The organism is Paenibacillus sp. 1011MAR3C5, assembly GCF_003591485.1.
In the GTDB taxonomy this organism is placed as follows: domain Bacteria; phylum Bacillota; class Bacilli; order Paenibacillales; family Paenibacillaceae; genus Pristimantibacillus.
Genome location: NZ_QZCF01000005.1, coordinates 298,503 through 318,481 on the forward strand (window position 1 = coordinate 298,503; position 19,979 = coordinate 318,481).

The window sequence follows — 19,979 nt, forward strand, 5'->3', positions numbered from 1 at the left end:
TAGCCGCGATTGACACCAATTCGCTGTTTTGACTAGCGAAGTGACTATCATATTTATGAAGCAACACTCTAAGGAGAAGACTAATGATTCGATTATTAAAGCTCGAAGAGATGGATGCCATCTTGGCTGCCATTGACAGAGAGAGGCACTTTCTATACTACTCTTATCTAACTACACGCAGATCTCGCACGATTCAAGTGGGTCATTACTCCGCGAATGGTGAACTGCTGCTGGGCGTGCTTGCTTACTTGAGGGGCATGCCCTTTCATGCCTTTTCTGTCTATCCGGTGCATGAAACCTTCCGCTTGAAGCCGCTTATGATCGATATGCAAGAGAGATTAAAGCTGCCCCAAGAAGCAGTCGGGAGTTGTATGGTGAATGAAGAAGACAAGCACGTCTTGGAAGAGCAGCTGGAAACCGTAAGCCCTGCTGCTCCGATTATGCTGATGAAGCATCGCCACCCGCAGGCGCTTCCGCCTGCGGATGAGCAAGTTGTACGTCTTGAGCCGGGGAGCTACAGCCGGATCGAATCGAGGCTGGCTGAATGGAACACGATGGCCTTTACCAGAGAAGAGCTGGAGTATCCTTTTTACGGCATATGGTCGGGTGAGGAGCTAATCGCACTTGGCGGCTATCATATTTACTCAGAGGACTATGTGGAGCTGGGCAATATCGGCACGGATGCGAACTGGCGGAATCGCGGATATGGAAGGAGGATCTGCGCACAGCTGACACGCACAGGCAAGGCGATTAGCGGGCATGTTTATTTGAACGTTGTAGAGGGTAATGCAAGCGCGATTCGACTGTACCGGTCCTTGGGATTTGAGACCGTATGCCTTCAACACATCGTACAATTTAAGCTATAAGGGATAGAGAGTGAAGAATAGTCAGCATCGGCAGGAGCAATTTTTAAGGCTCTCGTGGTTGCAGCCATCTGGATATTCACAGCGGGAATGGACAAGCTATTGCCAAATGAACCCAGATGAAAGGCGGGCATCACCAAATGGGCAGCGGGCTTCTCCAACCATTCCCTAAGCGGCGGCAAAGGGAACATTATAAAGGCGTTTTTTTCATATTGGGGCTGAATTCTACAGACGATTCCTTTGCGGTGGGCCTGTACGAAGGGCGTACAATCGTACCGATGGGGGACTTCTTTAAGGGCTTGAATGTCAAGGACAAAGAAACGCTGAGGCAGACCATTCTGCAAAATCAAATTCAGTCTGAAGGGGCGTTTATCGCTGTCGCACCAGCCATCTGCGTCGAGTTATCCTTCCAAGCCGTCGTGCAGCGCGAGCTGATCGATCCGGCTTTTACCTCGTTTCAACTGGCTGTTCCTTCTTCGGAATGCACATGGGATAAGCTGATCAGGGATAATACTATCGTTCATCCCGAGGTTCGTATTACGCATCCCGAGAAGCTGGTGTGGAAGGACCTTCATATCGACAAAGAGGGCTATCTCGCCTACCTCATTCAAATCTCGCCTTATATGCTTCCGTTTCTGCGGAACCGGACGTTAACGCTAATCCGTTATCCACAGGGGATACCTGGCGAATCCTTTTTTCAGAAGGATTGCCCCGATTACGCGCCTTCCTTTATCGCTACCGAACAAGAAGGCGACAAATCGTATATCGTTTGCAAGGATTTGTCTACGCTATGCTGGCTGGGTAATCAACTGGCGATCGAATATCATATCCCGTTTCAAGCGATCGGAAATGAACGTCCGCTCGAAATTGTGCTGGATCTGGACCCGCCAAGCCGCGAGAAGTTCCAACTGGCGGTGAAAGCTGCTGCGGAGATGAAACGCATCTTCGATTCGTTCGGCATTATCAGCTTCCCCAAGATCTCGGGCGGAAAGGGTCTGCAAATTCATATCCCGATATCGCCAAACAGCCAGTTGACGTATGACGATGCCAGAGTGTTTACGTCTTTTATAGCAAATTATTTGGTTGAGCAGTTTCCGAACGATTTTACCATTGAGCGATTGAAGAAGAATCGGGGTGGAAGACTGTACATCGACTACATTCAGCATGCTGCGGGCAAAACGATCATCAGTCCTTACTCGACGCGAGGGAACGAAGATGCGACTGTCGCAACACCGCTTTATTGGGAGGAGGTTCATGAGCAGTTATCGGTTCGCACCTTCAACATTCCGTATGTTCTGGATCGGCTAACTCGCATGGCCTGTCCAATGAGCGATTTTTTCAAGCAAGAGAACAAGGGGCTCGAACAGGTCATTGCTAAGCTGAAGGAGAGGAGCATGGTCCGCACATGATGGTCTGTCAGGCTATTGTCGATCATCTCCCATCTTCCATGGCAACTGCAAATATTACGGTTTTTTGGCATGCCTTGCAGAAGCGTACGACTGAACTTCTGTGCAACAATGACCGCCAATCGAGTATAATGGGTTAAAAATCATAGTCGGGTGACGGTATGAAAAATATTATTTTTACAGGGGGAGGGTCTGCGGGCCATGTCACTGTGAACATCGCTTTAATACCGAAGCTAGCTGAGAAGGGCTGGTCCGCAGCCTATATCGGTTCAAGCGACGGGATTGAGAGACGGCTTGTCTCTGAGCTACCGCAGGTCAGCTATCATCCTATATCGACAGGCAAGCTTAGACGCTACTTATCCTGGCAAAACGTGAAGGACCCGTTCCGAGTAATCAAAGGCATCTTCCAAGCTTACCGGATTTTAAAACAGGAAAAGCCGAATGTTGTGTTCTCCAAAGGCGGATTTGTATCCGTGCCCGTTGTCATGGCGGCCTGGATGAATAAAGTGCCTGTCATCATTCATGAATCCGATATTACCCCGGGGCTGGCGAACAGGCTGGCCAGCCCGTTCGCTACGGTCATATGCACCACCTTTCCAGAGACAGCGCGCGCGATTGGAGAGAAGAAGAGCCGATATGTAGGGGCTGTAATCCGCGAGAGCTTAAAGCAAGGCAGCGCGGAGCGCGGGCGGTCCTTTACCGGACTGCCGGATAACGGAAAGCCGTCGCTTCTAGTTATGGGCGGGAGCCTGGGCGCAAGGCGAATCAATGAAGCTGTGCGCCAGGCTTTGCCAGAGCTGGCGAAGGCTTATCAGGTCATTCATCTGTGCGGGAAAGGCCAGCTGGATCAGAGAATTGCGTATCCAGATTACCGCCAATACGAATATGTGAATGAACAACTGCCCGATATATTGGCGATGAGCAATTATGTCATTTCCCGGGCAGGCTCCAATTCGATCTTTGAGTTTCTATCCTTAAGGAAGCCGATGCTGCTTATTCCGCTCACCAAGCAACAGAGCAGGGGTGACCAGCTGCTGAATGCGGCATCGTTCGAGCGAAGCGGGTATTGCAAAGTGCTGCATGAAGAGAGACTGAATTCGGAATCGCTGCTTGCATCTGTGCAAGACATCTCTCGCAACAAGCAATCCTACCTTCGCAGCATGGATCGCTATGAAGCACAAGATGCGTTAACGGCAGTCTATAAGATCATTATAGAGTCAGCAAAAGACTAACAGTGGGCAGACTTAAAAGCAGAGTGTTCACCGCTGTCTTGCAGCTTGACGTATCTATCTGTTTCATGTAAAGTAATGTAAATTAAAGATACCGAATAGCGTGGACCAAGATCAACGCGTTCCAACCATTCGCTCTCCAGAGAGGAAACCCTTAGGCTGAAAGGTTTGCCGCTGCGAAAGAACGCCAACCTGTCTTGCGAGCTGCAATTGTGAGTTCATGCACGGTTGCCGGCCTTGGGCCGTTATCAGTAGAAGGACCGCTGATGCATGCCGCGGTCGAATATAGGGTGGTACCACGACGCATTCGTCCCTGACGAATGCGTCTTTTTGCGTTTGCCTATTTAATAAAAAGGAGGTCATGTTGGATGCGTCAAAGCCGCTTATTATCCACGACAGGGAGGGAAGCGCCAGCGGATGCCGAAGCTGTCAGCCATCAGCTCCTGCTGCGAGCTGGTATGATACGTCAACTGGCTGCTGGTATTTACACGTATTTGCCGCTCGGCCGAAGGGTACTGCGTAAGGTTGAGCAAGTAATCAGGGAAGAAATGGATCGGACGGGAGCGCAAGAGCTGCTCATGCCAGCGATGCAGCCGGCGGAGCTATGGAAGGAGTCGGGAAGATACTCTCAATATGGGCCGGAGCTTATACGGTTGCAGGATCGCCACAACCGGGATTTTGCGCTTGGCCCGACTCATGAGGAAGTCATAACGACGCTCGTTCGGTCCGAGATTAATTCCTATCGCAGACTGCCGCTAACCCTCTATCAAATTCAGACGAAGTATCGCGATGAACGCCGTCCGCGATATGGCTTGCTGCGGGGACGTGAGTTTCTGATGAAGGATGCTTATTCATTCGATATGGATGCAGATGGACTGGATCGTTCGTATTGGCAAATGTTCGAGGCATATAACCGGATATTCAATCGTTGCGGCATTCGGTTCCGCGCTGTTGAAGCGGATGCGGGAACCATTGGCGGCGAGGGCGGCACACATGAATTTATGGCGCTGGCTGATATCGGAGAAGATACGATAGCCGCCTGTTCGCATTGCGATTATGCGGCAAATCTGGAGAAAGCAGAATCAGGCCCGCAAAGGGAGAAGTCTGTAGCAGACTCGGTAGATGCGCAAGCTCTTGAAAAGGTGCACACGCCCGGCATACGTACGATCGACGAACTGGCAGCATTTATGCAGATTCGGCCAGAAGAAATAATAAAGACACTTGTCATAAAGGCTGATGATCAGCTGGTTGCGGTAGTCGTTCGCGGAGATCATGAAATTAATGAACTGAAAGTGAAGCATTATCTTAAGGCGACCGATGTGACTCTCGCCGACTCGGAGGAAATATCGCTTGCTTCAGGTGTACCAGTTGGATTTCTGGGACCTGTAGGTCAGTCCTTGCCGTTGTTGATCGATCGTGCTGTCGTTGGGATGGAGACAGCAGTTGCCGGAGCCAACGAGGCGGATTATCATTACCGGCATGTCAATCCGCTGCGGGATTTGGCGAATGACCGAATGGGGGATTTCCGCAATGTGAAAGAGGGGGAGCCTTGTCCGCGTTGTAAGCAGGGGACATTAATGTTCCATCGGGGAATTGAGATAGGTCATGTATTCAAGCTGGGTACCAAATATAGCGAAAAGCTGGATGCACGGTTTCTTAACTCATCGGGACAAGATCAGCCTTTCATTATGGGTTGTTATGGCATTGGTGTATCTCGCATCCTGTCTGCTGTCATAGAGCAGCAACATGATGAGTGGGGTATTGTCTGGCCTGTCTCAATCGCGCCGTATCATGTGCATCTCATCCCGATATCGATCAAGAATGATCGTCATATGGAGGTAGCGCAACAATTATATGATCATCTATTGAGCCAGGGAATCGAAGTGCTGCTGGATGACCGGGATGAGCGACCAGGCGTCAAGTTCAAGGACGCTGACCTAATCGGCATTCCGGTAAGGATCGTCATCGGGAAGGATGCCGAGCAAGGCATGGTGGAATATACGGAACGGAGAACGCTCCGGAAGGAACTCCTGCGGATTGGAGAGGCGTTGGAGCGCGCTCGAAATGCAGTTTCCCTTGACCATATTTCAGAGGTTTGAGAAGAAAAGCTGGTTGACTCCCAATTGAATGAAATGCGCAACAAAGTCTTCCATTTTATCGATTATAAAGTTTCGTACGTCGAACTGTATTAGTGTTTGCAGATGGAGGGGATCGTCTATTGCGCCTCATATTAGGTATAATAGGGAAAACCGAGTTTTAGGCGCATACGCACGGAAAGAGGAGGCTATTCTTTGACTCTGCAGCAGTTGAAATATGTGATAGAAGTGGCCAATCGAGGGTCCATTAATGAAGCGGCCAAGCGGCTCTTCATCTCCCAACCAAGCTTGTCCAATGCGATCAAGGATCTGGAAGAGGAGATGAACATCTCCATCTTCGAGCGTACCAATAAGGGCATCTCGCTCTCCAAGGAAGGTGCGGAGTTTCTCAGCTATGCCCGGCAAGTGGTGGAGCAAGCCGAATTATTAGAGAGCCGCTATCTGAATGCGAAGCCTTCTCCGCAGCACTTCTCTGTATCCACTCAGCACTATGCCTTTGCCGTTAATGCTTTTGTAAGCTTGGTGCAAGAGTACGGCCAGGACGAATACGAGCTGGCACTGCGCGAGACCAAAACCTATGAGATTATCGAGGACGTCAAGAGCATGCGCAGCGAAATCGGCATTCTGTATTTGAATGAATTCAACGGAAAAGTGATCAACAAGCTGCTAAAGTCCGCCAATCTTCAGTTCACCAGCCTGTTCACGGCCAAGCCGCATATTTTTGTCAGCATCAAAAATCCGCTTGCCAAGCAATCCATTGTCAAGATCGAGGATTTGCAGCCCTACCCGAATCTCTCGTTCGATCAAGGCGAATACAACTCGTTCCACTTTTCCGAGGAAATTCTTAGTACCTTAATTCATAAGAAGAGCATACGGGTGAACGATAGGGCAACGCTGTTCAACCTTCTCATTGGCTTGAACGGATATACGATCTCTACAGGCGTGCTCAGCTCCGATCTGAATGGCAACGAAATTATCCCGGTTCCGCTGGATGTGAATGAAAGCATTAATGTGGGGTGGATATCCCATAAGAACGTAGCTTTGTCCAAGCTGGGCACGTCATATGTCGAGGCACTGAAGCAAGCGATTGGACAATAGTCATACGTTAACGGGGCTGTCAACCCTTTTGCGCTTTGTTATAGCTAATGGCTATAACTAGTCATAGCATAATCCAGTTATGCTATATCCACAAATCCATGTTATCTTTCTTGTAACAATTCATTTAGGGGTGTTGCGAGAATGGTGAAGAGCAGTGTATTGGGGTATCCGCGCATCGGAGCGGATCGCGAGTGGAAGAAGGCGCTTGAGGCATTCTGGGGAGGCAAGCTGGAGGAATCGGCATTCGAGAGCCAGCTTCAAGATATTCGATTGAATCATTTGCGCAAGCAGAAGGAGCAAGGCATCGATCTGATTCCGGTCAATGACTTCAGTTATTACGATCATATCCTGGATACAGCGGCTATGTTCGGCATCGTGCCGAAGAGATTCCTTTACGAGGGCGGCGCTGTACCGCTTTCGGTATATTACGGCATGGCTCGCGGTACGAAGGAAGCGACTGCAAGTGAAATGACAAAATGGTTCAATACGAACTATCATTATATCGTGCCTGAGCTGGACGGCGCTTCGCCTGCGCTGACGGAGAACAAGCCATTGAACGCTTACCGCGAAGCGAAGGAGAAGCTGGGCATCGAAGGCAAGCCGGTCCTTGTAGGCCCGCTTACATTCCTGAAGCTGTCAAAAGGTTATGAGGCCTTCGAGACAGACGCATGGTTGGATCGCTTGGTTCCACTGTATGTACAGGTTCTGACAGAACTGGCGCAAGAAGGCGTTCAGTGGGTTCAGATCGATGAGCCGATCCTGGTTACAAAAGCAGATGAGGCGGATATCAAGCGCCTGCGCAGCATCTATGAGACGCTCAATAAAGCCGTTCCCGGCCTGAACATTTTGCTTCAAACGTATTTTGAATCGGTCGACAACTATGAGGCTATCGTTCAGCTTCCGGTTCAAGGCATCGGCCTTGACTTCGTACATGGCTTGAAGGGGAATCTTGCAGCGATCAAGCAGTTCGGCTTCCCATCGGACAAGGTGCTGGGTGCTGGCGTTATTGACGGCCGCGGTATTTGGAAAGCGTCGCTTCGCGAGAAGCTGGCGCTGGCACAAGAGCTGGCTGGACTCGTGTCCCCAGACCGACTGATTGTACAATCCTCTTGCAGCCTGCTGCATGTGCCGGTAACGGTAAGCAAGGAAGCGAAGCTTATGCCTGAGCTGAAGGGCGCCCTTGCTTTTGCAGACGAAAAGCTGGTCGAGCTTGTATTGCTGACGAAAGCTTTGACTTCCGGCGAAGCTTCAATTGCCGGGGAAATCGCACAATGCGACAAAGATCTACTTGCACTTAGCGAGTCGAGCCAGCGCAACCGCAATGATGTGAAGCAAGCTGTTGCGGCTATTAGCGCAGGTGAGCCAAGCCGTTTGCCGTTCGCGGAGCGTCATGTTGCGCAGCAGAATAAGTGGCAGCTTCCTATTCTGCCTACAACGACGATCGGCAGCTTCCCGCAATCTGCGGAGGTTCGCAAAGCGCGTCAGCTGTGGCGCAAGGGAGAATGGAGCGAGGCTCAATACGAAGCATTTATCCAAGAGCAAATTGACCTTTGGATTAAGCTTCAAGAAGAGATCGGACTGGACGTTCTGGTGCACGGCGAGTTCGAGCGTACAGATATGGTAGAATTCTTCGGTGAGAAGCTGGCCGGATTTGCGTTCACGCAATATGGCTGGGTTCAATCCTATGGCTCCCGCTGCGTGAAGCCGCCAATCATCTTCGGTGATGTGGCATTCGAGCAAGCGATGACCGTTGAAGAGACGAAGTATGCGCAATCGAAGACGGCGCGCCCTGTCAAAGGCATGCTGACAGGTCCGATTACGATCATGAACTGGTCGTTCGTACGAGATGATCTTACACGCGAGCAGATTGCCTACCAGCTGGCTTATGCGCTTAGACAAGAGGTTGAAGCGCTTGAGCAAGCAGGCATCGGCATGATCCAGGTGGATGAGCCGGCTGTCCGTGAAGGCTTGCCGCTGAAAGAAGAGGATCAGGCCTCATACCTGGCATGGTCGGTCAAGGCATTCCGCTTGACGACGGCTACGGTACAGCCTGAGACACAAATTCATACGCATATGTGCTATTGCGAATTCCATGATATGATCGGTTCCATCGAAGCGATGGATGCGGACGTGATCTCGATTGAGACTTCCCGCAGCCATGGCGAGCTGATTCACAGCTTTGAGGAGAATACGTATGAGCTGGGCATCGGTCTTGGCGTATACGACATTCACAGCCCGCGCGTTCCTGGTGTCGGCGAGATGACCAATATGATCGACCGCGCGCTGCGCGTACTTGATCCGAAGCTGTTCTGGATCAACCCGGACTGCGGTCTGAAGACTCGCGGCCAGGAAGAGACTGTAGCATCCTTGCGCAACATGGTAGAAGCTACCCAGATTGCTCGCGAGAAGCATGCCGTACAGGTTTAATACAAGTTCTATTCATCAGATAGAGAGAACGATTGGATAGGGTTCATATAGAGGAGCAGACGCGTGGCGTTTTGTTCCTCTTTTTCTTTCCATATAATCGAAAATAACTATAGCTTATTCTCGTCCTTCACACGAAAACGGCTATTGTGGTAATATGATTTAATCCAATTCAAGGATCAGATCAGCTAGAATAGGAGAGACCAACATGTCCCACTGCTTAACGCCAGCGCAGCAGCTGGCAATCGATCATATTGCAGCATACGCGCAATCTCGCAAGGACGATGCGGCGTCGATCATAGAAGAAGTTCTTGCGATGTCCAATATACACGGCGAGACGCTGGAGCAAGCAGTGGCGAGTATGAATCAACATGCTCGTGTCGCCTTGCATTTTCATCCCGACCGTCTGAATCCGGCCATGAAGAGTATTGCGGAGGCGCTGCTGGAGGAAGGCGTCTATAAGAGCCAGTTCGAGACGTTTCTATCTAATGGGAGTGTCTCCGCCTATCCTGGCGGCCAAAGGGATGTATGGGAGGAGCGGCTGTTCGGAGGGGCTTACCAGACGGAGGGGACGACGAATGCCGAGCGGCCCAAGTACGGAGCGCTAAACCTGATGCTTCATCCTGACGGTCCTGCTCCCCGATTCGGCTCATGTTATTTTCTACTGCGACCGAATGTTACCCGCCGCTGCACGTTCACATATATGGATTCGCATCAGGAGCCGGAGGAGAAGGGAACGAGTGCTCAGTTCAGCATGATTCTGGCCGCTTTGTTGAGAGACGCCTTTCAGAACGAGTCTGCCTTGGGGGAGAGAGAACTGACACCCGGCAAGCTGTTGGAGCATCTGATTCACAAGCTTGGCCTTCCGCTTATCGAACCGTCGCATAGGCTTGCCATGCGCAATCTGAATCACTATATTGAAGCACAGATACACGGGACTGTTTCATTGAAAGAAGATGCGGAATCGCTTGTCGCCGACCCGTCCTTTAAAGGTACGAAGACAGGAGAGCTGCTGGAGCGTTTATGCCTTCTATATGACATCAGGCTGTTTTGGCATATGGGCTATTCGCTGGCTGTTGCGGATGTGCCTTCTAATTTCCGAGGCCCAGCGATGCCTTCCTTGGCCCAGAGGATTGCGGTGAACGGAAGGATCAATGCCCATACCATTGGAGCGGCTGCAGCGGAGGTCGTAAGGCATCCCGATGCATGGAGCGATCGGGGTAGCGCTAAGGCTATGCTGCAAGAGCTGAAATTATTGTGGCATGTGCTGGTTCGATACGGCAGTCCCTTTCCAATATAAAGAAAAGCCATGTGCAGAGCTCATCGCAAGCTGACGTAAACTCCGCTCCCCGTAGACTCGTCAGAAAAATAGGCTTAATAAAAATATCGTGCCGACGATTAAAAGAACGACACCGCCAAATCGGGTCATCATCAGATAGCCTTCGCTCGGTTCCGAGTCGCCTTTCACTTTCCAGCCTTCATTGATGTACCAAGCGAAGTCAGGTTTTACGAGATAAAGGACGCCAAATGCAATGAAGATTAACCCAATAAAAACGAACATTTGATCAACTCCTTTACAAAGAAATACGTGAAAAACAAGGAATTGGTTCCGATATCTCCCTTATTTACATTTGGCTTATCCATTAGGATTCAGCCAACAGCAAGTAGGCTTAGGCGGTTATTTTTTTATGTAAAATTTTGGACTTATGAAACGGTCAAGGTTACAGCTATAATAAATTTATCCAATTGATAGAAGAGAGAGAAGGGACATTCGTTATGCCGAAAGCGGCACAAATGACGATTATTATTCCAGGCATAATCCTTTTCGTATGTCTATTCGCCATGATGCCTGTCGTCCTTCACTTCGGTCCCGGCGATGGCGGGTTGCAATTTTCATGGGGACAAGGCTACCAAAGCTTCAAGGATTATGTCGCAGGTCTATGGACAGGGGAATCATTCACCTACTATTCGGGCAAAAATGAACATCACTTCTGGGATCGCATCGGCAGCTACTTTCTCACTTCATTCTATTATGTGACGGCTGCAAGCATGCTAGGTTCATTGATTGGCATATTCATCGGGATTTACTTTGCCGTCTCGAAGGCGGGCTGGGCGAAGAGCCTTGCCGATTTCATCGGCGCGCTGCCTGATTTTGTGATCGTGCTGCTCTTGCAATTTATCATTGTGCTTATTGCCAAAGAAACCGGCGTTGTTTTGTTCGAGGTGGCGACATTAAGCGCAGATGATCCGGCGGTTGTGCTTCCGCTTCTGGCAATGATTATCATTCCGGCAAATTATATGCTGCGCAATGTGGCGATGCAGATGAAGCTGACGCTAACGGAAGACTATATCAGCAACGCCAAAGCCAAGGGCTTGGGCAAGCTGTATATCATTTTTTATCACGGTCTGCCGAATGTGCTGCCTTATGTGAAGGGCGATCTGCATAAGCTGATGGGCATTGTGATGGGCAATCTGTTTATCGTGGAATACCTGTTCAATAATAAAGGTGTGTCGATGCTTATCTTCGCTCATGCCTTCGTTGGTGGAGAATATCAATATGATATCGTCGTGAACGGACTGTTGTCGTTTCTACTCCTCTACGGGTTGGGCTATGCCATATTGAGAGTTTTTCTATTTGTATTAGGGAAGGTGTTCGAGTGATGAACAAGACGTTGCTTGCAGGCTTGATGATCACCGGAACGATGATCTTCATTGCTCTCTTCGGTCCGCTTCTCGCTCCGCATGGGCTGGAGGATCAGCTCAAGATTGAATATATTGTGGGCGAAGACGGGGAAGGCATGGTCATTGCGCCTCCCGTTGCTCCAAGCGCCGAATACCCGCTGGGGACAGATAAAAACGGTTATGATCTCTTGACAAAGCTCCTGCATGGCGCCAAGTATACCCTCTTCCTGGCGATTGGCATTGCGGTTGCACGTGTCGTCATTGGGGGATTAATTGGTTTGATGCTGGGCTATTACGGCAAGCAGGGCACGGAGAAAAAGGGCCATTCATTCTGGAGCATGCTGAACGGGATTCCGATCTTTCTAATCGTATGGCTGATCATGATCGGCATCACCATCAATCCGAATGCTTCGCCGTTCATGATGTCGATGCTGCTAGCGGTTGTGCTGCTAATCATCGGTGTGCCGTCTGTCGCATCGACGGTGAAGGAGAAGACGCTGGTTATTCGCGAGAAGCAATTCGTACAGGCTTCCGAATCGCTTGGCGCGGGAGGCTGGAAGATTATTCGCTCCCATCTGCTCCCGCATCTGAAGGAAAGCTTCCTGATCTTAATCGTACAAGAAATTATTCTTATTCTGACCCTGTTCGGACAGTTAGCGATATTCCAAATATTCGTTGGCGGTACAACGATGTATCCCGATCCGCCGGAATACTACAGTCGTACAAACGAATGGGGCGGGCTGATTGGCCAGAACCGAATGAACTTCTACGTCAATCAATGGATGTTCTATGTGCCACTGGCCGCATATGTGATATTAATCCTTGGGTTCCATCTGGTATCCAAAGGCCTTGAGAAGCGATACGGCAAGATGTTTTCCAAGTTCTCTCATCTATAATCGACACTTGTTAAAGCTGATGATCGTTATGGTCATTGGCTTTTGTCGTGTGAAGGACCTGTGAGTACAGTGGAATCTGTTAAAAATACTGTATGTTATTATGGGGAATTTGAGAAAGAATGCAACTATCCCCTTGTCAGAAGTGTTCTCCTTTTAAAATCAGTCTGCGGGAGGATATGATGATTCGAAAGAAAGTTTGGCTTGGAATGGGCCTGCTATTGATTGTCGGTATTGCGGTTAGTATCATGTAGTTATCCATTAAAATTCGTACTCTTCAATTCTCTATATGTGCGGGCTGTCGGATATCCGTTCGGCAGTCTTTTTATTTTGTTTTAAAAGGATGAGTGATGCAACCTTTTATCCTCATATTGAGTTTATTGGTATAAGATGTTAATGTAGCGTGAGGAAATCTGGGGGGGGGCGCGAGTGGATGAAGCGTCAATGGATAATCGGTGCTATGCTAATCGGGCTGTTGATATCCGGTTGTACCGAAGGGCGAGAGGGATCGGTCACGAAGGAATCGCTGCTGGAGACGGAATCAGAACAACTATATGCGCAGCTTGAACAGTTGCAAGCGGAGCTCCTGGCTCTGAGGAGAATGCAGCAGCTTGGAAGGCAAAGCTCGAAGCGAATCAAGCAGCGCTCTCCATAACGGATCAATATCCGAAACTGGCTTTTCTAGCGAACCTTCCTGAAATAGAGAAGATCGAGATAACTGATGAACAAGGCGCAGTTTCCATAACGGATTCGGAAATTCTGTCTTTTGTGTCGAATTTATTTGCAGTGCAGTCCATGATACAACCGGGCAGCCCGCCATTACCCGATGTTGAGCCGGTGGAATTCGAGCTGACCACCGATCAGGGCGTTATACGCGCACGAATCATACAGCGGAATATCATTCAATTTGAAGAGATTTATCCCTATGAATATTTTGTAGCCAACTCAGACGTTTATCAATTAGCAAAAGCTTTTATGCATCGACCGCTATATATCCCAGCAGAACAGGCGACAATCTTGAAGATGATCGATAGCGGACTTGTGAGAATGGACGATGATATCTATTTGACCCATCCCGGCAAGATTATGGCTATGGCAAAAGCCTTCTATCACTTGGAGAATAAGGTCATTGGTAAGCCTGCTGATTCGTCACCGCCCGAGCTGGCGCTCACATTTTATTATTATGGCGAGGAAATCAAGCTTCATCTTTATCGGAACAGCGCACAGCTTATCGATGGAGAGCAGGAATCTTGGTTTGCACTGCAAGAAGGTGATACGGAGTTTATGAAAAGCATTTTATATGCAGGCTGATGCAGAAATAGAGGATAGGCAATATGACGGGAAGGCCTCACTGTCCTATCCGAGCATGAGCAGGCCGAATGGCTGACATAATGAAACATCCGCGCATAGGCTGCGCGGATGTTTCATTATGATTTCTTGGATAGGGTGGATCAATCGCCATCAGCACGATTTGTCACCCCTTAATAGACAGCTAGCAGCAGCCCCGCGAACGGACAGAGAACCGCGATAGCAGCAAGCCAGATGAAAGGTCCGCGACGATTGTTCTTATAGCTCGCCATCAGCAAGCTTAATGCCGCAACTCCCACGACGATAAGTCCGAGCGAAGGAAGGTTCCAGTGCCAACGCATGGACAACAGCGGTGCATCGCCGTGCAGCCAAGTGAACAAGAGGGACGGTGCAGGATCTTCGAACTCGCCTTCATGCGGCGGTTCTTGCATGCCCATGTACGCGGTGATGGCCAGAATTGCGGCGGCGATAACGGTTTCAGCCCGAAGCCACCAGATCAGTTTGCGCTCATCTGTTCCGTGTCCAGTAACCTTTGATAGAAAGCCGTTCATAAAGGCAAGCAGCAGGAGCGGTATAAATACGAGATGCTTGAGCAGCAGCGCCTCGCCATAGTTGATTCCCCATGAGCGGATATAGCCATCGACCAGGATGTACATCATAGCGAGCCCGGCTGCAAGAATCAGAACCATGCTTCCGATGGCCAAAGGCGTGTACCAACGGACGAAAGGTCTCCAGTTCAAGGCGCCCCTTGTATACCAAGCGACCAGAATCAAGACGCCCAGCCAGACTGACACAGCTCCAACATGTACGGATTGGTAGACAAAGCCCCAACTGGAGAAGCCGGCAGGATGGCTGGCCCAGCCGTGTGCCAGCACGGTTAGAACCCAAATGATGGCAAGCGGCCATTTGAAGCGCAAGATTTTTTTCTGGAACAGCTGTGTAACGGCATAAATGCTCGTCCCGCCGATCAAGATCCAGATCCATGCGTTTCCGTACTTGTAATCCTTCAGCACAATGAGCAGCAGCTCGTAATAGGGCATCGTCTCTGCAAATTCACGCAATATGAAGCTTGTCCGCAAGATAGACATAAACGAGAAGACGGGAATGGCTAATAAACCGTATTGAAACAGATCAAGCGGTATGTTCAGTTGCGGCTTGGAGCGTTCCGGTATAAACAAGAGCAAGATATAGCCGCCAGTAACGGCGAAGGATAAGTAGAGCAGCGTCTCAAACAAGTAGATATACACGTTATCAGCTCCGACGGAAGAATAAATAGCCAGAACTTATCTTATCATATCGACTCCTAAATCAATATATGTTCATATAAAAGTTGTTTAAAGCCGATATTCTATTAAGCTGAATATGAATCTATCCATAATTAACCAATCCATGTTAGCTTAGAAATCGTTATAAAGCGGGGAGCTGCATCTGCGTATGCTGCAATTGAAAAAGATCGCAGGAAACAAATGGACGCGCGGGACCATAGGTTTTCTCCTGCTGCTAATCATCGCCTTTGCCGTGCTGCTGTACGTTCTGGCGAACTCAGCCCAGGTATCCTATGCAGAAGGAACCATTGAGGCTAAATATGCGACAGCAGGCGAATATCAAGTAGATACGCTGGAGATTAAGGACGATCAAGGTGCGTTGCTGTACAAGATTTATTACCAGCAAAACTCGCAACAGGCACATCCTCTTATTGCATGGGGTAACGGAACAGGGGCGCTGCCTGACAATTACGATAAGCTGTTTCGGCATCTGGCATCCTGGGGATTTGCTATTATAGATAGTTATAGTACAACGACCGGAACGGGCAAAGAAATTGCTAATTCGATCGGCTATATGCTGGCCCGTAATGGCGATTCAGCAAGCCCTCTGTATAAGCGAATCGATCCGGATCAAATTGCGGTGGCAGGCCATTCTCAAGGCTCCACTGGCGTTATTAACGCACATACCAATCATGAAGTCGGGGTTGCGATACGTACCGTGGTCTCGATTGCGTTGCCGGATTTAAAGTGGTGCGACCCGGAGGACATCTATAATACATCGGCACTGAAGGTTCCTTTTTTCATTATGGGGGGAACCCGTGATTTTATCGTATCGCCAACATCATCCAATAAGCTGGCGCTGGAAAACGCTAACCCGAACATACCGGTCATGATGGCCATGGCGAAAGGGGCGGCACATACCGCCATCGAGGGAGATGGCGGCAAACACAGAGGTTATTTGACAGCGTGGATGAGGTATCAGCTTATGGATGACCGTGAAGCGATGGCCGCTTTTGCCGGGGATGAAGCGGAGATATTACGGAACAAAGACTGGAAGAGTGTGCAATCTATAGGTCTTGATAGAGAAGGTAGACCATAACCTGATCATGCACGACATTAACAGGTGGAAGATCCAACTTCGGTTTTCAACGTGTGGTGGAGAGTATCCCCGGCCACCTCACACGTTTAAAAAGGTGAATATGATTCTGTTGGAAAAGAAAGCTTTCGCTATGACGGAAAGCTTTCTTTTTTTATGGCGCAATGGTGATAAATCTCACAGCGGCGTCGCCGTGAAGCCTTTATACTACAGGGGACAATGAGCTGACAGAACGATAACTGGAGGTGGAGATGATGTTCCATACCCCGTCTAAAACAGTGAAATTGGACCCCAATGATTCTGCAAGGCCAAGCGCTTTTATGCAGCTGACCATTCGACTTCAGACGGAGCACGAGCAATTAAAGGCAAGCTGTGTCTCGCTGGGCGAGCTTAGCGCAAGGACGGCAGCCAGCAACGGCGATTACGGGACGCTGCGAATGTTGAAGGAGCTTCGGGCACAAGCGGAAGAGCTGCTGCAAGTGTTGGAGTGCCACGCGAAGTGGGAAGACGAGGAGCTGTTCCCTGTATTCTCCCGCTACTACAAACAGAAGGACGAACCGACCATTTTGCCGTCCTTGTGGGTGCTGGAGAAGGATCATGAGCTCGCGCTGCAATTTTTTGATTCGTTCCTGCAAACGAGCCGCACGTTGATCGGCATGCTGATGTTGGATAAAGGCCGCCCGGATTTGACGCTGATGAAGATGCTGAAGGACGGCTGCGACCAGTTGACGCAAGGCTGCCTGATTCTGACCGGGCACTTCGAAATGGAGGAGGAGCTGATCTTCCCGCTTGCGGAGGAGATTTTAACCGACCTGGACTACTTATTTTCATAAAAAATATTAAAATTTCCAATTTATCGTGATTTATGTCACCGTCTTCTAAGCGCCATTCCGTTAAGATGAGGTCATCAAGGAGATAGGGAAACTAAATTGAGATCTCCAAGGAGGAGGAACCTATGGCGGTAAAAGCAAGCCAATTAGATGTTCAAAGTTCCGTTCTTGAGGAAGTGGGCCAGCTGGTCGAACGAGCAAGAGCCGCACAGGAAGCCTATCTGTCCATGTCGCAGGAGCAAATCGACCGTATCGTTCAAGCGATGGCGCTGGCCGGTCTGGATCAACACATGCCGCTTGCGAAGATGGCGGTAGAGGAAACGGGCCGCGGTGTCTATGAAGACAAAATGACCAAAAACATCTTTGCGACCGAATACATCTACCATAACATCAAGTCCGCGAAGACCGTTGGCATCATCGAAGAGAATGCCTATGAAAACTACCGGATGGTTGCGGAGCCAGTAGGCATTATCGCTGGCGTAACCCCGGTGACGAATCCGACATCGACGACGATGTTCAAGGCGCTGATTGCTACGAAGACACGCAATCCGATCATCTTTGCCTTCCATCCGTCCGCACAGAATAGCAGTGCAGCCGCAGCCCAGACGTTATTGAAAGCGGCAGTGGCGAGCGGTGCGCCTGCACACTGTATTCAGTGGATTGCCACACCTTCCGTGGAAGCGACCCAGCAGCTGATGAATCACCCCGATGTTGCTCTTGTGCTCGCCACCGGGGGATCGGCGATGGTGAAGTCCGCATACAGCACAGGCAAGCCGGCGCTTGGCGTAGGACCTGGCAACGTACCGTGCTTTATTGAACAATCGGCGGACCTGCGGCAAGCTGTTACCGATCTGATTCTATCCAAGACGTTCGACAATGGCATGATTTGCGCTTCCGAGCAAGCGGTTATTATTGAAGAGCCTGTCTACGACCAAGTGCGCAAGCTGATGAAGGACAATAGCTGTTACTTCCTGAACAAGGCCGAGACGGAAGCGGTCTCGAAGCTGGTCATTAACAGCGAGAAATGCGCCGTCAATGGTGTGATCGTTGGCCAGCCGGCAGTCAAGATTGCCGAGATGGCCGGTATCGAAGTGCCGCAAGAAACGAAGATCCTGGTCGCCGAGCTTGGAGGCGTAGGGCCTGCGTTCCCGCTATCTGCCGAGAAGCTGAGTCCTGTACTGGCCTGCTACAAAGTGAAGACGGCGGCGCAAGGCATTGAGCGGGCGGCGGAAGTGGTCGCCTTTGGCGGACTAGGCCACTCCTCGGTCATTCATTCGCAGAATGACGAGGTGATTCAAGCCTTTGCAGACCGGCTGAAGACGGGCCGGGTCATCGTCAACTCGCCTTCGACGCATGGCGCGATCGGCGATTTGTACAATACGAACCTGCCGTCACTGACGCTTGGCTGCGGCTCGTACGGCCATAACTCCACGACGTCGAACGTAACGGCCGTGAACCTGCTCAATATTAAGCGTGTAGCCTATCGTACGGTTAATATGCAGTGGTTCAAGATTCCGCCGAAAATTTATTTCGAGAAGGGCGCTACCCAATACCTGGAGAAGATGCCGGGCATCTCGCGCGTGCTCGTCGTCACCGATGAGATGATGGTGAAACTGGGTTATGTGGAGAAGCTGGAGTATTACTTGAGGAAGCGGGTAACCCCGGTATCGATTGAAGTGTTCGCGGATGTCGAGCCCGATCCGTCGGTTGAGACGGTAGAGCGCGGGACGCGGCTGATGGACGGCTTCAAGCCGGACTGTATTATCGCGCTTGGCGGAGGCTCGCCGATGGATGCGGCGAAGGCGATGTGGCTCTTCTATGAATACCCGGAGACCGACTTCCATTCGCTCAAGCAGAAGTTCCTGGATATTCGCAAGCGTGTCTATAAGTATCCGAGACTTGGGGAGAAGGCCCAGTTTGTTGCGATCCCGACCACATCGGGCACCGGCTCGGAGGTGACTTCGTTCGCGGTCATTACCGACAAGCAGGAAGGCCATACCAAGTACCCGCTGGCCGACTACGAGCTGACGCCGGATGTCGCCATTATCGATCCTGAATTTGTCTATAGCTTGCCGAAGACCGCTGTTGCGGATACCGGCATGGACGTCCTGACCCATGCGATTGAATCGTATGTATCGGTGATGGCAAGCGATTATACGGATGGACTCGCGCTTCATGCTATCAGGCTTGTATTCCAAAACCTGGAGAAATCGTATCATACAGCTGATCCGCTTGCTCGTGAGAAGATGCATAACGCTTCGACGATTGCCGGCATGGCTTTCGCGAATGCTTTCCTGGGCATTAACCACAGCTTGGCGCATAAGTGGGGCGGCGAATACCATACGGCGCATGGACGGACGAATGCAATTCTGATGCCGCATGTCATCCGCTACAATGCGCAGAAGCCGACCAAGTTCGCTTCGTTCCCGAAATACAGCCATTTCGTCGCCGACGAACGTTATGCGGAGATCTCCCGCATGTTGGGCTTACCTGCCCGCACGACGGCGGAAGGCGTGAACAGCTTGATCGAAGCGATTCGCAAGCTGAATCAATCGCTTGGCATTCCGGAGAAATTCCAGGAGCTTGGCGTTGACCCGGCCGACTTCGAGGCGAAGGTCGATTATTTGGCAGACCGGGCGTTCGAGGACCAATGTACAACTGCGAACCCGCGAATGCCGCTGGTGAAGGAGCTTGCGGACGTCTACCGCAACGCATTCTACGGCAACTTCTAAGCGAACAGGGAGAGCTGCCGATCGCCTTAAGATCGGCAGCTCCTTTTTCATCAACTT

Annotated in this window: 16 protein-coding genes; 14 read left to right on the forward strand and 2 right to left on the reverse strand. The window is 50.3% G+C overall.

The annotated features are described in order from the left end of the window. Window positions 1-83: 83 nt before the first annotated feature. From D3P07_RS17275 to D3P07_RS17305, 7 genes are all read left to right on the forward strand, one after another. Window positions 84-866 carry a GNAT family N-acetyltransferase gene (locus D3P07_RS17275; protein WP_119801493.1) on the forward strand — a complete coding sequence of 261 codons (783 nt, stop codon included), beginning with the start codon at window positions 84-86 and terminating at the stop codon, window positions 864-866. A gap of 209 nt (window positions 867-1,075) precedes the next feature. Further along, window positions 1,076-2,272: a DNA ligase D gene (gene ligD, locus D3P07_RS17280; RefSeq protein WP_259391556.1), complete on the forward strand. Its 1,197-nt coding sequence runs from the start codon at window positions 1,076-1,078 to the stop codon at window positions 2,270-2,272. 158 nt (window positions 2,273-2,430) lie between these two features. Continuing rightward, window positions 2,431-3,501 carry an undecaprenyldiphospho-muramoylpentapeptide beta-N-acetylglucosaminyltransferase gene (locus D3P07_RS17285; RefSeq protein WP_119801495.1) on the forward strand — a complete coding sequence of 357 codons (1,071 nt, stop codon included), beginning with the start codon at window positions 2,431-2,433 and terminating at the stop codon, window positions 3,499-3,501. 365 nt (window positions 3,502-3,866) lie between these two features. Beyond that, entirely contained in the window at window positions 3,867-5,597 is a 1,731-nt protein-coding gene (locus D3P07_RS17290; protein ID WP_119801496.1) for a proline--tRNA ligase, read from the forward strand. A 192-nt stretch (window positions 5,598-5,789) separates the two neighbouring features. Then, window positions 5,790-6,692, forward strand: coding sequence for a LysR family transcriptional regulator (locus D3P07_RS17295; protein ID WP_119801497.1), 903 nt, complete (start codon window positions 5,790-5,792; stop codon window positions 6,690-6,692). A 141-nt stretch (window positions 6,693-6,833) separates the two neighbouring features. Further along, a complete protein-coding gene (gene metE / locus D3P07_RS17300) occupies window positions 6,834-9,119 on the forward strand; it encodes a 5-methyltetrahydropteroyltriglutamate--homocysteine S-methyltransferase (protein WP_119801498.1) in 2,286 nt (761 codons plus the stop codon). 205 nt (window positions 9,120-9,324) lie between these two features. Further along, complete coding sequence (locus D3P07_RS17305; RefSeq protein ID WP_119801499.1) at window positions 9,325-10,416, forward strand: DUF3626 domain-containing protein; 1,092 nt, start codon at window positions 9,325-9,327, stop codon at window positions 10,414-10,416. 60 nt (window positions 10,417-10,476) lie between these two features. Here D3P07_RS17305 and D3P07_RS17310 read toward each other — a convergent pair whose 3' ends face one another. Next, window positions 10,477-10,677 (reverse strand): DUF6199 family natural product biosynthesis protein, encoded by a 201-nt coding sequence (locus D3P07_RS17310; RefSeq protein ID WP_119801500.1) that lies wholly within the window; start codon window positions 10,675-10,677, stop codon window positions 10,477-10,479. A gap of 215 nt (window positions 10,678-10,892) precedes the next feature. On the opposite strand from D3P07_RS17310, the gene D3P07_RS17315 reads away from it, so the two are divergent. From D3P07_RS17315 to D3P07_RS17330, 4 genes are all read left to right on the forward strand, one after another. Further along, window positions 10,893-11,777 (forward strand): ABC transporter permease subunit, encoded by an 885-nt coding sequence (locus tag D3P07_RS17315; RefSeq protein WP_119801501.1) that lies wholly within the window; start codon window positions 10,893-10,895, stop codon window positions 11,775-11,777. Next, window positions 11,777-12,694, forward strand: coding sequence for an ABC transporter permease (locus D3P07_RS17320; protein ID WP_119801502.1), 918 nt, complete (start codon window positions 11,777-11,779; stop codon window positions 12,692-12,694). The genes D3P07_RS17315 and D3P07_RS17320 overlap by 1 nt, the downstream gene beginning before the upstream one ends. A gap of 430 nt (window positions 12,695-13,124) precedes the next feature. Beyond that, the gene (locus D3P07_RS17325) at window positions 13,125-13,346 is read left to right on the forward strand and encodes a hypothetical protein (RefSeq protein WP_119801503.1); all 222 of its coding nucleotides are present in this window, start codon (window positions 13,125-13,127) and stop codon (window positions 13,344-13,346) included. A 113-nt stretch (window positions 13,347-13,459) separates the two neighbouring features. Continuing rightward, the gene (locus D3P07_RS17330; protein ID WP_147384533.1) at window positions 13,460-14,002 is read left to right on the forward strand and encodes a hypothetical protein; all 543 of its coding nucleotides are present in this window, start codon (window positions 13,460-13,462) and stop codon (window positions 14,000-14,002) included. Between the two features lie 170 nt (window positions 14,003-14,172). Here D3P07_RS17330 and D3P07_RS17335 read toward each other — a convergent pair whose 3' ends face one another. Continuing rightward, complete coding sequence (locus tag D3P07_RS17335) at window positions 14,173-15,246, reverse strand: copper resistance D family protein (protein WP_119801505.1); 1,074 nt, start codon at window positions 15,244-15,246, stop codon at window positions 14,173-14,175. Between the two features lie 187 nt (window positions 15,247-15,433). Between D3P07_RS17335 and D3P07_RS17340 the strand changes: the two genes are divergently transcribed. The 3 genes from D3P07_RS17340 (at window position 15,434) to adhE (ending at window position 19,922) form a co-directional block, all read left to right on the forward strand. Continuing rightward, window positions 15,434-16,363: a poly(ethylene terephthalate) hydrolase family protein gene (locus D3P07_RS17340; protein ID WP_119801506.1), complete on the forward strand. Its 930-nt coding sequence runs from the start codon at window positions 15,434-15,436 to the stop codon at window positions 16,361-16,363. 248 nt (window positions 16,364-16,611) lie between these two features. Beyond that, window positions 16,612-17,193, forward strand: coding sequence for a hemerythrin domain-containing protein (locus D3P07_RS17350; protein WP_119801508.1), 582 nt, complete (start codon window positions 16,612-16,614; stop codon window positions 17,191-17,193). A 122-nt stretch (window positions 17,194-17,315) separates the two neighbouring features. Beyond that, window positions 17,316-19,922, forward strand: a complete 2,607-nt coding sequence (gene adhE / locus D3P07_RS17355) for a bifunctional acetaldehyde-CoA/alcohol dehydrogenase (protein ID WP_119801509.1) — start codon at window positions 17,316-17,318, stop codon at window positions 19,920-19,922. The last annotated feature ends 57 nt before the right edge of the window (window positions 19,923-19,979 follow it).